The organism is Bacillus sp. AR8-1, assembly GCF_008042345.1.
In the GTDB taxonomy this organism is placed as follows: domain Bacteria; phylum Bacillota; class Bacilli; order Bacillales; family Bacillaceae_G; genus Bacillus_A; species Bacillus_A cereus.
In genome coordinates this window covers 26,762-41,524 of the sequence record NZ_QNUB01000041.1, presented here as the reverse complement: position 1 = coordinate 41,524, position 14,763 = coordinate 26,762, and the positions used below count along the sequence as shown (strand labels likewise).

The following is a 14,763-nucleotide window of genomic DNA, read 5'->3' as shown; positions in this document are numbered from 1 at the left end:
GGTTTTTTATTTCTAGTTTTTCGTTTCTTTCATACACTAAGAATAGTATGAAAAAAGAAGGTGACTAAGGTGAAATTACATAAAGCTCTTCAGCCAAGTTTTATAAAACGAATGTACTATATGAGATTTTTAGGGAAATTTACAAAAGCTGAAAAAGAGAAGAGTGGAGAGAATTTCTTTGTACAATGCTTATCGCCAATACCATTCACTTTACAGGAACAATTTGCAAATGAACCCTATGTATTTGAAGGATTATGTAGTAATAAAAAGAATGAAAAAATCTTTTTGGAATTAAAGAAGAGGAAATTAGAAAAGCAATTAGTGATGTTTCGTCTTTATTATGAAAGAGGAAATGTATACGTGGAGTTAATATGTACAGAAGAACCGAAAGAAATAGCAAGCAGCTATAAAATGATTCCGGCACCTAAAGTTACAAATAATAAAAAAAGAGAATCTTTAGAACGAAAACTTAGCAACGGTTATTTATCATTTCTTATGCCAAAATTTCCGAAAGACTTTGAGCCTCCCGAATTATTGTGGCACGATGGAAGACTGTATGGAAACATATCCTTAAAGTCATCAATTAGCTCAATCGCATATTTTGAACAGAAACGTGAATGTAAATATATAAACTGCAGTGACTGGACGAAGTATGTAGAAATAGCGGTAGAAGATCAATTATATTTTGTAAGTGATCATGTGTATGAGCAATTAAAAAAACGAATGCATGAAGAAGGTAAGCTAGTTGAAGTAGAGGATATAAAAGTGCAAAAAGATGAATGGGAATGGGATGAGCGTGAATCGTCCTTTTTACAGTATGTACAAAGTATGGTGCATAATAAAGGGCTATATTTGGATGCAACGGATATATATAATTTCCATATAAGTGTAAAAACAAATATGTTAACGATTCTTGGTGGTATACCGGGCGTTGGGAAATCACGTTTTGTGCAAACTTATGCAGAAGCATTAGGATTACAGTATGGGGAAGAATTGGTTTGGATTCCAATTTCACCATCGTATCAAGAACCACATGATTTACTTGGTTACCTTCATCCAAATGGTACTTTTATTGAAAGTGAAACGAAGTTAGTTAGGACGTTAATGAAGGCGAAAGAAAATCCCAATCAACTGTATATAATCGTTTTTGATGAAATGAACATGTCACATATTGAGCATTGGTTTACTCCATTTTTATCTGTTCTTCAACTTGAAACAAAAAATCGTATTTTAAACTTGTATGAGGGTGTTCAGGACATTGAGAATTCAATTCCATCAACAATTGAAATTGGAGAAAATATTATATTTGTAGGTACTGTGAATTTTGATGAAACAACGAAAGAGCTCTCCGATCGATTATTAGACCGAACGAACTTAATAACGTTACAAAAAATTCCGTTTTGTGAGATGGGCATGGAACTGGGGAAAGTCGTATTACACCCACCTTTGAAAGTAACAGCGGGAGAATTTCGGATAAATTGGATGAGAAATAAAGCGATGATTGAAGTGTTTTCTGAAGAAGAATTAGAGCTATTAGATAAGTTGCATGTCGTATTGTCATCACATGATGCGTCTAAGGGAATTTCTTTCCGATGTGCAAACGCAATTGCGACTTATTTGCAAAATATACCGTTCCAAAATAACCATACCTATATGATTAGTAGAGAAGAAGGGTTTGATTTACAAATAAAGCAGCGTGTATTGACGAAAATCAGAGGGACCGAAATGATGGTTGGTTCTTTACTTTCTGAAGAAGCAAAAAGGGGAGCGACCTTAGTACCTCTTTTGCAATCTGCACTTGCAAACAGAGTATCTACATTTGAACACTCTTTAGCATATATACGAGAAAAACGTAGGGAACTGGAGCTGTATGGATATGCAAAATGAAGGGCGTTACGAAACAAAAATCGTTGATACGAATGAAACGCTCCCTTTTGTATTAAAGTTAATCATTGGAAATGAGGGGAAAGGAGATTATATTTTATTAAATCGTCTTTGTACATCTACTACAGCATTAGTTCAATGCATTTATAAAGTACAAGAATTAAAACCGATTAGATTGCAGTACAATTATGAAATCCCAATGAATATTACTTTTATATGGAATAAAGTATATGAGGGACAGAAAAATATAAAAGAGGCTCAATATGAAATAAATGAAAAAAAACAAAGAGTATTAATATATGAACATGGGAAAACAGAATTCTTTTATCCATGGCGCTGTGGTTTATACCATTTTGAAGTTCGTATAGAAGATACAACGTATTATGGTGCTTTTCAAATCGTACCGAAAAACTTTTTTGATGATCAATTTGAAATGATTCAAGACTATGTGAAGTCAATTTTAAATGAGTTGATTTTGGATAGAGGTTATTATAAAAAGACTTTCTCTGCACTTAGCGATATTGAGGATTCTTCTTATTTAGTGTTGCTTAGAAAGTTACCCCAAAAAATGAAGATGATAAAGCAAATCTTTAAGAAAATAGAATCAAGCTCAAAATTTATAAATGCATATAAATGGGAAGGAAAAGAGAGAAAGCCAACAAGAAAAGGAACCATAGTGGCAGAAAGAAAACCTTATGCAAAACATTATAATCGTAAGTTTATGGAACAAAAAAATAGTAAGGAAAATGCATTTCTTAAATATAAATCGATGCAATTTTATCATTATTTAATTGAAGCTAAAAGTTTTTTACGTCAAACAATTGAAATATTAGAAAGAGAAAAAAAGAAAAAATCAGAAGAGTTTCAAGCCGTAAAAACAATTATACAAACAATTGAGCGTAATGGATCAGTAACCGATAGAGAGAAGCAAAAATATAAAAATATACAGTTACTAAAAGAAGCCGATTTACGAAAGAGCTCAATGAAAATACAAGAATATAAAATATTGGCGCACATTGTTCATGAAAATGTACAATATTTTCAAATGTTAATGCACTCCTCGTTTTGGAGGGAAGTTACTGAAACAAGTAACATGAACTTACATGATTTACCGATACCACATCAACAATTACTACATCATTTAGAAGTACTCCCGCAATATACGGATCAATCTCCATCGTTATTATTTGTTTATAAGCCAACGTTTTTAGTGTATGAATATTACGCTTTTTTTATCGTTATTTCAATTTTAGAGCAAATTGGTTTTGAGGCTAGAAATTCCATTCGTGAACAAATACAAGAACATTTTTATGTAGATGGATTACAAGATGGAACGACAGTAGTTTTACAACGAGATGATTTAAAGGTGCATGTCGCATTTAATGACTTAATTGAAACACATCCTCTTATTGCATTAAGTAAAGGGAGTAATTTTTACAATGGTGAGGATACGAAGAAGCCAGATATTCGCTTAGACTGTTATGTAAAAGAAGATGGGAAATACGTATATAAATCTTCTATTATTATTGAAGTGAAGTATAGTCCAATGTACAATATTTTTCAGCACGTCGGAAATACGAAAGCAACTGAGCAAATGTATAAGTATTGGTCTATAAAGTATGTAGAAGAACAGGATGGAAAGCGAGTCTATTATCGAAGGTCAATTTATGAAGTCATTTGTGTATATCCAGGAAGCCATATGCATAGTAAAAAAATTGAGTCTGGATGCGGTGTTTTCTTGCAGTTATATCCATATAAGACGAAACAAGGGGAAGAGAAATTAGCTGGAAAACACGGGATGGTACAAATTTTTGAAAAGTGGTTAAAAAGCATTGAGAAGTAAAAGAAATCCTTTTTCATAAAGGATTTTTTTAGATTAAGAAGAATTATATGCTGTATGGAAAGAAACATATTGTAAGTTAGATTTGAAAAGTGATACAAATGTGTTATTAAAAGGAATGTGAGCGCGGGATAAAAGTCGATTAAATTGGAATCTAATTCATTTTGCAGAATATAATAAGTAATAAATATTTTTAGTTGCATACGAAGATTTGTTCTTATATGATAGATAGTGAAAGCGTTATCAAAAAACAGAGCGACGATGGGAAAGGCGGTTAAATATGTTCCAGCGTGTTCAAACAAAGGAAGAACATTTTGGGTTCGAGCAACTATGGGGAGATTTTTGTGAAGAAAGAAACTTAATGTTCGTAGAACGTAATTTAAATCCATCACGATTTTTATTAATAGAAGATGAACATCCTATTGGTACAGTAGAATGTATTAAGTATACGGTACCTGAACAATCAAATTCTGAGTTTTTCTATCCGTTTTCTAAAAATGATTTAGTAAAAGATTTGAAGAATGTGTATGAAATAGGCAAGTTAAGTATTTCGAAAACGTCTCGTGGGAGAGGACATTTTAAAAGGTTAACAGCTATTTTATTTATACATGCGTTAGAAACAAAAGCTGAATGGTACATTGCAGCAGTAACAAAAAGAATGTATATGTATTTACTTACACTCGGTTTTCCAATTGAACCGATAGATAATCCATTTCAGTTTCATGATACTTTACAAGGTGTACCAGTAAGAATTCATGCTCGAAAAGGGGTTACGCATTTGTATTCTTTAAAAGAATTTCGTGATGTGATTCAAGGGAATGCTCATGCACAGGCATTAATTGCAGAATACAGTAAAAATATTATGTTAACGAAATAAAACGAAGTGAATATGTATAATAAAGAGAATAATATTTTTATAAGATATAACTCTTCATTAAAAAAGACCCTTATTATTTTAATAAGGGTCTAAAAATTATAATCCAAATATACTAAAAATCATTTTGCGGCGCTTCGGTTTCTTTTCTCGTTCGTATGTTGGTTTTGAATCAGGAGTAATATAAATGGGTTCTTCTTTCGTTAGGGCAGCTTCTAACTTTTGAATTCGTTCTAACATTTCCTCCATTTCACGACGGTGTTGTAAAAGTTGGTACGTGACGACATCATTTGCCTTATCTTGCATTTGTTCTTCCATTCGATCGAGTCTTCTCGTAATAGTGTTTAATTGATCAGCTAATTGTTCAAAATCATTCGATGATATGTTTTGAACAATTGTATTGACTTGAGTTTTTAATTCTTCAACCTCATTTGAGGAAGTCTTTTGAGTAGGTTGAGGATTTTGAGACTGCTCTATTTGAAATAGATGGTGTTCTAACATTTGATCGACATCATCTTGTGTAAAAATAAAGTGGCCATATTTGTTTTTTTCTATCGTAAGATTTAATTGTTGCGCGATCCGGACAACAGCCTTTGGGCTAACACCTAATTTTTTTGCGATAAATGGTGTTTTATATTCCAAAATAATCCCTCCTATATATATCCTGTTGAATGATTTCGAGCTATGAAGTAAGTTCCCTTCTAGTGCGACAAAAGAAGTGTGGAATCGGCAAAGAAAGTGTTTTTTCACGAAATTGAGTTGAGAAGAATAGTTCGTTTAAATAAAAAAATTTTATCGTAACATTTAGAATAATTTGACGAGTGTAAATGAATTAGATTATCATAATGATAAATATCTTTTTTATGTATGCATATAATATATAAAAAGGTGGTTGCTAATGTAGAATTTTGTTAGAGTATTAGAATGCTTACTTCACTTGAATAAAATTAAGTAGGAGGTGGCTTCCTTGCTTACAATGTAAGTAAGGAAAAGTATTTGGACATATATAGTATAAGTATAGTGATTGTTTTAATTGCCTTAACGGCATTTTTCGTTGCAGCAGAATTTGCAATTGTTAAAGTGAGAAGTTCACGAATTGACTATTTAATTGCACAAGGAAATAATCGTGCAACATCGGTCAAAACAGTCATTACAAACTTAGACGAATATTTATCTGCTTGTCAGTTAGGAATTACTGTTACAGCTTTAGGAATTGGGTGGTTTGGTAAACCTGCGTTAAAGCAAATGTTTGATACGCTTTTTGCAAATTGGAATATCTCTACTCAACTAGCAGACATTTTTGCTGTAACTTTAGTATTTTTGTTAATTACTTTTTTACATGTTGTAATAGGGGAATTGGCCCCAAAAACATTTGCAATTCAAAAATCTGAACAAGTGAGTTTGCTTGTTTCTAAGCCGTTAATTTTCTTTTATCGTATTGCATTCCCATTCATTTGGCTATTAAATGGTTCAGCTCGAATCATTACGAAGCTGCTAGGGCTGAAACCGCCGAAGGGGCATGATGAGGTTCATTCAGAAGAAGAATTACGGTTGTTAGTTTCAGAAAGTTATAAAAATGGTGAGATTAATCAATCTGAATATAAATATGTAAATAAAATTTTTGAATTTGATGATCGGATTGCAAAAGAAATAATGGTACCTCGAACTGAAATGAATATTATAAGTAAAGAAATGCCTGCTGAAGAAGCTTTGCAAAAAATGTCTCGCGAAAAATATACAAGGTATCCAGTTGTTGATGGTGACAAAGACCACGTAATAGGTTTTGTGAATTTTAAAGATATTTTTACTGAGTTTGTACAACATAAAGCTGTTAATAAGAAGACAGTAGAGCAATATATGAGACCAATTATTTTAGTTATCGATTCTATTCCAATTCATGATTTGTTTTTAAAAATGCAAAAAGAAAGAACACATATTGCTATATTGATAGATGAATATGGTGGGACATCTGGACTTGTTACTGTTGAAGATATTTTGGAAGAAATTGTTGGAGATATTCAGGATGAGTTTGATACGGATGAGCAGCCAGAAATTCAAAAGGTTAGTGAAACGAAGACGATACTAGGGGGAAAAGTACTTGTTAGTGAAGTGAATACGTTATTTGGTTTAGGGATTGATGATGATGGTGTTGATACAATCGGTGGTTGGATTTTAACGAAGAATATAGAGATTGCTGAAGAGGATTCCGTTGAAATTGAAAATTATAAGTTTTGTGTGAAAGAATTAGATGGACATTATATAAAAAGATTAGAAGTTACAAAGATAGTAGAATCGATTGTTATTTTAGAAGATGAAAAACAAATTTCGTTACAAGAGCAAATTAGCTCGTAAACTCTGCTATATAGCAGAGTTTTTTTGAGCATAATGTTTTTTGAGGGATAAGGGCTATGATACAATGACATAAGTTGAAACCTTCACTAGGTGAAGTATTGTTGTATACATATATTTGGAAGGAGAAGAAGTATGAAAAAGCATTTATATATAAACGGAAATTGGAAATCTGTAAACACGTATAAACCATTATACGCACCATATTCTGAAGAAACATTAGCGGAAATTGCACAAGGAACGGAAGAAGATATAAAAGAGGCTGTTACTGCTGCAAAAAATGCAATGATAAAAATGAATAAATTATCTGCATATGATCGTGCGACTATTTTAGAGAAAGTTGCACAAAAAATGGATGAAAGAAGAGAAGAATTTGCAGAGATTATTGCAAAAGAAGCTGCAAAACCAATACGTGCTGCAAGGGGAGAAGTAGATCGTACTGTTCAAACGTACAAATTTGCAGCTGAAGAAGCGAAGCGTATATATGGTGAGACATTGCCATTAGACGCCGCACCTGGTGCGGATGGGCGTATTGCATATACAATCCGAAAGCCGATTGGGGTTATAGGGGCTATTACACCATTTAATTTCCCGTTAAATTTAGTAGCGCATAAAGTTGGACCAGCAATTGCTGCTGGAAATACAGTTGTATTAAAGCCAGCTGATCAAACGCCATTATCATCTTATGCATTAGTTGAGTTATTTGAAGAGGCAGGATTGCCAAATGGAGCTTTAAATATCATTTCTGGCCCTGGCGTCACGGTTGGTGAGGCAATCGTCAAAAATGATTACGTTGCTTCTATTACTTTTACTGGAAGTCCAAAAGTTGGAATCGGAATAAAACAAAAGGCTCGGCTAAAACGAGTTACGTTAGAACTAGGCTCAAATGCTGCTGTTATTATTGATGAAGATGTAGAGTTAACAGATGAAATAATTGAACGTGTAAAATGGGGAGCATTTGTTAATAATGGGCAAGTTTGTATTTCCGTACAACGTGTTTTTGTACATGAAACGAAAATGCATGAATTTCTCTCGAAGCTAAAGAAAGCGATGGAATCAGTTGTTGTTGGTGATCCACTGCTTGAGGAAACGGATGTATCAGCTTTAATTTCAAAAAAAGATGTAGAGCGAATTGATATGTGGGTTCAAGAAGCAATTAAGGAAGGAGCAACTGTTTTATGCGGTGGTAAGAAGCGGGATGCAAGAATTTTTGAACCAACTGTATTAACAAATGTTCCAGATCATGTATCTGTGCAGTGCCAAGAAGTATTCGGTCCACTCATGACAGTAAATACATTTAAAGAATTTGATGAAGCGATTGAGCAAGTAAATAATTCGCGTTACGGCTTACAGGCAGGAGTATTTACAAATAATTTATTTAAAGCAATGCGTGCAATTGATGAGCTAGAGGTTGGTGGTGTCATGATTAATGATATTCCAACGTTCAGAGTAGATCATATGCCTTATGGTGGTGTGAAAGAAAGTGGCACGGGGCGCGAAGGAATTAAATATGCAATAGAAGAAATGACAGAAATGAAATTAGTATGTATTAAAAAATAAAATAGAAAACTTAAAATTTGCGCTAAAAAACGAGTAGGGAATGTTTACGATTCCATACTCGTTTTTTTACGCTTTTAGTAACTATTTAATTAAGTGTAACTTTTACTTCATTTCTTGTTTGAAAATAGTATCTTCTACATAAATTTGTTCTTTATCTACAGCAGTAGCATGAGTTAATACTAAACCGATTGGTGTTTCTGTATCTTTATTTTGAACAATTGTAAAAGGAACATTTTTTTCGTTTGCTAATTTAATGTATTTTGATAAATGTGGGTAAGCAATGCTACCATTTAGGAGGAGTTGTAATGATTGAGAAGAGCGCATGCTACCTGCCACTTCAGAGTATACATTACTTTGCATTACTTGACCGATCGTTAAAGCGATTTCTACACGCTCACGTAATGTAGTTAAATACATATTACGTTCTTCTGGTTTGTTTTGCTTTTGGCCGTAAATGCCTTCTTGGAGATAATCTTCCACATTTTTATTTACCATATTTTTCACACCTTTCATTTTCTATTGTACGCAAGAATTAAAAATGATGCAAAAAAAAGTCGTTTTGACTACGGAAATAATGAAAATATGTGAAGGAAAAAGGGAATTTGCATACAATTAGTTAAATAAGAAAGAAAAAATAATTTTATCAACAGAAATTAACAAAATGTGACAAAAATCTATTAACGAATCGTATTTTTTGTGTTAATATTCAAAATATAAAGGGTATTCGTCGTATGGAAATGGAGGGAATGGAGGTTTTTCCAATCGATAAGGATATTAAAGAAATATTTTGTTCACACTTGAAAAACAATAGGCACCAATTCGTAGAGAACTGGAAAAACAAAATGATAATTTCCGAAAAAGATCCATTTAAACTAGAAGTAGTTCAAAATGGAGAGGATTTACTAGAGTTAATTATCGAACTTACTATGGAAGATAAAGATATAAATTATCTTCAACCGTTATGCGAGAAAATTGCTATTGAACGTGCTGGAGCAGATGCGAATATTGGAGATTTTGTTTATAACGCAAACGTGGGAAGAAATGAACTTTTCGAAGCGATGTGTGAATTAGATGTTAGCGCTCGTGAATTGAAACCAATTATGGCAAAAATACATACTTGTTTTGACAAATTAATTTATTATACTGTTTTAAAATACTCGGAAATTATATCGAAGAATTTAGAGGAAAAACAGCAATATATTAACGAAACACATAAAGAAAGGCTGACGATTTTAGGACAAATGTCAGCTAGTTTTGTACATGAATTTCGTAATCCGCTTACTTCCATTATGGGGTTTGTCAAATTATTAAAGGCAGATCATCCGAGTTTATCGTATTTAGATATTATTTCGCATGAATTAGATCAATTAAATTTTCGCATTTCGCAATTTTTACTCGTATCGAAAAAAGAAATGTGGAATGAATCGGAACGGTTTTGGCTTAATGACTTGTTTCAAGACATTATACAATTCTTATATCCGAGTTTGGTCAATGCGAATGTTTTGATTGAAAAGAATTTACCGTATCCAATTCCGCTTGTTGGTTATCGAAGTGAAGTGAGACAAGTATTTTTAAACATATTAATGAATTCAATTGATGCTCTTGAATCAATGAAAGAAGAACGAAAAATTATCATTGATGTATTTGAAGAAGATCAAGCTATTCGAATTGTGATAAAAAATAATGGACCAATGATTCCAGCTGAAAATGTAGAAACGATTTTTGAACCATTTGTAACTACTAAAAAGTTAGGAACTGGTATTGGATTATTTGTATGTAAACAAATTGTGGAAAAACATAATGGATCCATTATGTGTCGATCAGATAACGATTGGACAGAATTTCAAATTGCATTTCAAAAATAAACAGTCTACACCAAATGAATGGTGTAGACTGTTTTAATTTGTAAGTATAACGGCTTCTAATTTAGGATCTTTAGTTGAATAACCTACTATTGAAATTGTATAAATAACATTTGGTTCAACATTGAATTTCGGAATAGTCAATAAAACGTTTTTATTATCTGCGAGTGAAATTTCAATATCTGCTGTACCAGGGCTAACTTGTAAAAAATCTGTTATTTGTTTAAAGAGTACATTTTCAAATAAATGATCTCCATCTTTTAAATCTACATTTACAACAGGGGTATCTGGAGAGAAATGTGCAAAGCGTATTTTAGCTTGACCAGCTGGTAAATGTGTATTATCAAGTATAGGTTGTAATTGTAGGTGATTATCACTATTTATTGCAGCAAGAGTATAAGTATGATTTCCCATTATTGGTACCAATGCTGAAAAGATTGGAGTTTCATTTCCGACAGGGACAATATCTATACGGTATTTACCTTGCACTAATGATAAATAAGGGCTGAATTGCTTAAATGAAATACTTTTAATAACCTTTTGTCCGTTTACTAAAATATCAACCGCTGATATATTTGGATCGGCATGAAAAATTCTTATATGTGACGGTAAAGCAGCTTCTTGTGAATCCCTTTTCTCATGCGCCTGTACAAGTTTTGAAAGTGCATCGCAATATTTCATATATAATTCTATATATTTTTTAGGATTACGAAACTGATAGTAACGTGCGAGCTGTTCGTATTGCGTAACTTCTTGTCCATATTTTTCAATTTCAGATTGAGACATGAACATTCCTCCTTTGTCATCATTAAAACTATATGCGAAGCAAGAAAGCGGTTATGCGAAAAAAATAATTTTATAAAGGGAAAATTAAAAATTGACAACAAATATGTTTTCATAAAGAGGTGCTGGTGCTTACGAGTATTTGGCAGAGTAAAGCAGTACATATGACTGCACGAAAGTAAAATAAATGCCAAATTGAAACTGCATTTCAATTAACATATTGAATACATGTCCAGCAATCGCTAGAAAACTAGAGTTTTTTTTAATTATAGGCAAATACACATACAAAGTGATAATTGTCCTACATAAATTATAAAGGAAAGGTAGTTTGAATCTGAGGAAAGGGGTGCCACTTCGGGATAGGGATATCCCGATAGTAATTGTGAATGAAGTTATGAAAAGGTTTTGTCTTATAGGCTGTAGGATGAATTTGTAAACATGATTTTTCTATTTATTTTAGCAATTGACAGTATTAACCCATAAGAGAGCGTCATGACGAACTGATTAGTGTGGTTAATCGGTTCTTTTTTTATAGTTTAAAAATGAAAAGTTTACATATTAAATATGAATTTGAATTGGTTAGTAAGGTGGGGTGTCGAAATTTGTTTTAAAATATGCAATTTAAAGTAGGATATTAGGAAGGAGTTTAACGGGAGTTCCGTCGAAGTGTACAGAATGTCGGCATTTAAGGGCAGCTGGCATTATGCTATAAAAACATTTGGTGATGTAGTCATTTCATATAAAAGGGAGGGTTATTTGGGCGTATAGAAAAGGATTGGTCTTCACTTTGAGTTCTGAATTTTCTGTTTTATAAATGTTTTTAAGCACTCATTTGTATATTTTATAATAGTTTTTTGATAAATTCACTGCTTTTGCAGAGGATTCTTTTTTATGAAAGAAACGTCAATTTTCTTCATATATATATACAAATTGGAGAAATGGGGGAGCGCTATGCGCGATTACTTAATTAAACCACTTGTTGGTCAGCCGTATCCAATGATTTCACATGGAAAAGGTGTTTATTTGTATGATCAAAATGGTAATAAATATTTTGATGGTTCGTCAGGAGCAATTACGGCAGGTATTGGGCATGGCGTAAAGGAGATTGCAGACGTTATTAAAAAGCAAGCTGAGGAGATTGCTTTTGTTTATAGATCACAGTTTACGAGTGAACCAGCTGAAAAATTAGCAAAGAAGTTAAGTGATTTAAGTGTAGGAGATTTGAACTGGAGTTTCTTTGTAAATAGTGGTACGGAAGCAAATGAAACAGCTATGAAAATTGCAATTCAGCATTTTCAAGAGCGAGGTATTCAAGGGAAACATAAAATATTATCAAGATGGATGAGTTATCACGGTATTACGATGGGTGCGTTATCGATGTCTGGTCACCCACTACGTAGACAACGTTTCGTATCTATTTTGGAAGATTATCCGACTATACCAGCTCCATATTGTTTCAGATGCCCTGTTCAAAAGGTATATCCAACTTGTCAGCTGGCATGTGCGACTGAACTAGAAAGATCAATTGAAAGAATTGGTGCAGAGCATATTGCTGCTTTTATTGCTGAGCCGATTATCGGAGCAGCTGGAGGCGCGGTTGTTCCGCCGAAAGACTATTATAAAGTCATTAAAGATATTTGCGACCATTACGATATTTTATTTATTGCGGATGAAGTGATGACTGGGCTTGGTCGTACTGGAGCATGGTTTGCAATGGAGCATTGGGGTGTAGAACCGGATATCATGACACTTGGTAAAGGGTTAGGAGCGGGATATACACCGATGGCAGCGACAGTTGTAAGTGATCGTGTTATGGAACCAATATTACGTGGGTCACGTTCAGTAATGAGCGGTCATACGTTAAGTGCCAATCCATTGTCTGCAGCAACGGCTTTAGCTGTTATTGAATATATGGAGAAACATAATCTCCCTGAAAAAACAGCAGAAAAGGGAGAGTATTTAATAAAAGGCTTACAGAAAGTTCAGCAACAATCGACAATCATTGCTGATGTGCGCGGAAAAGGGTTGCTAATCGGAGTAGAATTGCAACCGTTTACAAAAGCGTCGGAGCTTATTTCAGTTGCAGCTAAAAATGGCCTACTTTTATACCAAGCAGTTTCAGGGCAAGCAGGAAAAGAAGATAGTGCACTGCTTGTAGCACCGCCAATGACAACTACATATTCCGAGTTAGATGAATTACTTTCAATTTTCTCTAAAAGTGTGGAAGAGATGATGCAAAAAGGAGGGCATAGTATCGCATGACAACTATTACAAATACATTCGGTAAATTAAAAGAAATTGAGGAAGTAATTTCTTTGTTCCATGATGATATGACATTAATGTTTGGGGGATTTGGAGGGATTGGATCCCCTCCATCTTTAATACAGGCAATTTTAGAAAAAGGCGTTACAAATTTAAATTTGATTGGAAATGACACTGGATTCCCTGATGTAGGTATCGGTCGTCTTGTTACAAATGAAAGAGTTAAATCACTAATTACTTCTCATATTGGCTCCAACCCAAATGCAGGAAGGCAACTAAACGAGGGAAGATTACAAATTGAGTTTTCTCCGCAGGGAACATTAGCAGAGCGCATTCGCGCTGGTGGCGTTGGTCTTGGTGGTGTTTTAGTTGATGTTGGTGTTGATACGATTGTGGAAGAGGGAAAACGAACAGTTGAAATGAATGGTAAGACCTACTTAGTTGAAACAGCATTAACTGCTGAAGTTTCAATTGTATATGCGAAAAAGGCAGATCCGTTTGGTAACCTTGTATTTGACAAAAGTGCACGAAATATGAATCCTCATGTAGCGATGGCTGGGGATATAACAATTGTAGAAGCAGAAGAAATAGTCCCGCTTGGAAGTTTAGATCCAGAGGAAATTGTCGTTCCAGGTGTTTTCGTAAATTATATTGTACCGTCGGAAGGAGTGAACTGGAAATGGGTATGGGCGTAGAAGTGAGGGATAAGATTGCTAGGCGTGCGGCGAAAGAAATACAAAATGGTATGATTGTAAATTTAGGTATTGGCATACCATCGCTTGTACCAAATCATTTGCCTGACGATATAAATGTTATGTTTCATGCGGAAAATGGAATCGTCGGCATGGGACCAACGCCAAGTAAAGGGAATGAAGACGAAAATTTGTGTAATGCAGCAGGTTTACCAACTTCTCTTATAACAGGAGCGAGTTATTTTGATAGTTGCACAGCGTTTGGTATGATTCGAAAAGGTTTGCTAGATATAACGATTCTTGGTTCATTACAAGTAAGTGAAAATGGTGATTTAGCAAACTGGATTGTACCTGGAAAACGTGTTCCAGGTATTGGTGGAGCAATGGATTTAGCACAAAAAGCGAAGCGGGTCGTTGTTGTGATGAATCATGTTGATAAGTACGGAAATGCAAAAATTGTTTCAGAGTGTACATTGCCATTAACTTCAAAGAAATGTGTAGATTTAATTATTACTGATATGGCAGTCATGGAGGTAACTCCGAGTGGACTTATATTACAAGAATTAATGAGCCCATACACAGTAGAAGATATAAAACGACATACAGAAGCTGATTTTCAAATTAATTCTAACTTACTAGTAATTGAATGAAGGGAGA

Annotated in this window: 12 protein-coding genes; 9 read left to right on the top strand and 3 right to left on the bottom strand. The window is 33.6% G+C overall.

Annotated elements, in window-relative coordinates:
• Window positions 1-69: 69 nt before the first annotated feature.
• The 3 genes from DN400_RS23290 to DN400_RS23280 all read left to right on the top strand — a co-directional run bounded on the left by DN400_RS23290 (window position 70) and on the right by DN400_RS23280 (window position 4,601).
• Window positions 70-1,887, top strand: a complete 1,818-nt coding sequence (locus DN400_RS23290; protein WP_000766193.1) for an AAA family ATPase — start codon at window positions 70-72, stop codon at window positions 1,885-1,887.
• Window positions 1,877-3,727, top strand: a complete 1,851-nt coding sequence (locus tag DN400_RS23285) for a hypothetical protein (protein WP_147801990.1) — start codon at window positions 1,877-1,879, stop codon at window positions 3,725-3,727. The genes DN400_RS23290 and DN400_RS23285 overlap by 11 nt, the downstream gene beginning before the upstream one ends.
• 277 nt (window positions 3,728-4,004) lie before the next feature.
• Window positions 4,005-4,601, top strand: a complete 597-nt coding sequence (locus tag DN400_RS23280; RefSeq protein ID WP_000487795.1) for a hypothetical protein — start codon at window positions 4,005-4,007, stop codon at window positions 4,599-4,601.
• A 96-nt stretch (window positions 4,602-4,697) separates the two neighbouring features.
• Here DN400_RS23280 and racA read toward each other — a convergent pair whose 3' ends face one another.
• Window positions 4,698-5,240: a chromosome-anchoring protein RacA gene (gene racA / locus DN400_RS23275; RefSeq protein ID WP_000456013.1), complete on the bottom strand. Its 543-nt coding sequence runs from the start codon at window positions 5,238-5,240 to the stop codon at window positions 4,698-4,700.
• Window positions 5,241-5,594: 354 nt separating this feature from the next.
• Here racA and DN400_RS23270 point away from each other — a divergent pair, with 354 nt between their 5' ends.
• Window positions 5,595-6,950: a hemolysin family protein gene (locus DN400_RS23270; RefSeq protein ID WP_147801955.1), complete on the top strand. Its 1,356-nt coding sequence runs from the start codon at window positions 5,595-5,597 to the stop codon at window positions 6,948-6,950.
• Between the two features lie 132 nt (window positions 6,951-7,082).
• Complete coding sequence (locus DN400_RS23265; RefSeq protein ID WP_147801954.1) at window positions 7,083-8,507, top strand: aldehyde dehydrogenase family protein; 1,425 nt, start codon at window positions 7,083-7,085, stop codon at window positions 8,505-8,507.
• Between the two features lie 102 nt (window positions 8,508-8,609).
• Here the strand turns inward: DN400_RS23265 and DN400_RS23260 are convergent, their stop codons facing one another.
• Window positions 8,610-9,002 carry a YueI family protein gene (locus DN400_RS23260; RefSeq protein WP_000247562.1) on the bottom strand — a complete coding sequence of 131 codons (393 nt, stop codon included), beginning with the start codon at window positions 9,000-9,002 and terminating at the stop codon, window positions 8,610-8,612.
• A gap of 236 nt (window positions 9,003-9,238) precedes the next feature.
• Here DN400_RS23260 and DN400_RS23255 point away from each other — a divergent pair, with 236 nt between their 5' ends.
• Window positions 9,239-10,372: a BA2291 family sporulation histidine kinase gene (locus tag DN400_RS23255; protein ID WP_000425086.1), complete on the top strand. Its 1,134-nt coding sequence runs from the start codon at window positions 9,239-9,241 to the stop codon at window positions 10,370-10,372.
• 33 nt (window positions 10,373-10,405) lie between these two features.
• On the opposite strand, the gene DN400_RS23250 is transcribed toward DN400_RS23255, so the two are convergent.
• Window positions 10,406-11,155: a DUF4397 domain-containing protein gene (locus tag DN400_RS23250; RefSeq protein ID WP_000083276.1), complete on the bottom strand. Its 750-nt coding sequence runs from the start codon at window positions 11,153-11,155 to the stop codon at window positions 10,406-10,408.
• A 948-nt stretch (window positions 11,156-12,103) separates the two neighbouring features.
• Between DN400_RS23250 and DN400_RS23245 the strand changes: the two genes are divergently transcribed.
• Genes DN400_RS23245 through DN400_RS23235 form a run of 3 tightly spaced genes read left to right on the top strand, consistent with a single transcriptional unit; the run spans window position 12,104 to window position 14,756 of the window.
• The gene (locus DN400_RS23245; protein WP_001205877.1) at window positions 12,104-13,414 is read left to right on the top strand and encodes an aspartate aminotransferase family protein; all 1,311 of its coding nucleotides are present in this window, start codon (window positions 12,104-12,106) and stop codon (window positions 13,412-13,414) included.
• The gene (atoD, locus tag DN400_RS23240; protein ID WP_000208107.1) at window positions 13,411-14,109 is read left to right on the top strand and encodes an acetate CoA-transferase subunit alpha; all 699 of its coding nucleotides are present in this window, start codon (window positions 13,411-13,413) and stop codon (window positions 14,107-14,109) included. Before DN400_RS23245 ends, atoD begins: the two co-directional genes overlap by 4 nt.
• Entirely contained in the window at window positions 14,094-14,756 is a 663-nt protein-coding gene (locus tag DN400_RS23235) for a CoA transferase subunit B (RefSeq protein WP_000525276.1), read from the top strand. The genes atoD and DN400_RS23235 overlap by 16 nt, the downstream gene beginning before the upstream one ends.
• Window positions 14,757-14,763 lie beyond the last annotated feature (7 nt).